Source organism: Pseudomonas onubensis, assembly GCF_965653655.1.
Lineage (GTDB): Bacteria > Pseudomonadota > Gammaproteobacteria > Pseudomonadales > Pseudomonadaceae > Aquipseudomonas.
On sequence record NZ_CBFHAZ010000276.1, the window covers coordinates 1 to 449 of the forward strand.

1 protein-coding gene is annotated in these 449 nt (G+C 39.0%); it reads left to right on the plus strand.

The window, feature by feature from the left end:
• Positions 1 to 52: 52 nt before the first annotated feature.
• Positions 53 to 449 (plus strand): VOC family protein (locus ACTD9P_RS29935; RefSeq protein WP_438870466.1); only part of this gene is annotated, 397 nt, incomplete at its 3' end.

Here is a 449-nt window from a genome sequence, read left to right on the forward strand (position 1 = left end):
ATGTTATAATTTAGAATATTTAATCTATTTTAAACTGAAATGAGGTTGAAGCATGTACCAGTTCGATCATCTCGTCCATTTTGTTTCATATCCAGAACAGACATTGTTAAAATTACAAGAAGAAGGCCTTCATGTAGTGCCGGGAGGAAGCCATGAAGCGTGGGGTACATATAATACACTAAGCTACTTTGATTTGGCTTATATTGAATTGATCGGCATTGAAAATGAAGAAAAGTTTCAGGAAGCTGCCAATAAGAAGTATTCATTACATGCAAGCTATAAAGAAAATCGCCGACGTGATGGATTGACGCGTTTTGCTGTTCGTACAACGACAATTGAACATGATGCGAAGCTATTTGCGCAAGCAGGTTTGGAAGTAGTTGGACCGGAACGTTATTCCCGAATACGGGAAGACGGCTCTGAAGTAAGCTGGCAACTGCTTTATATTG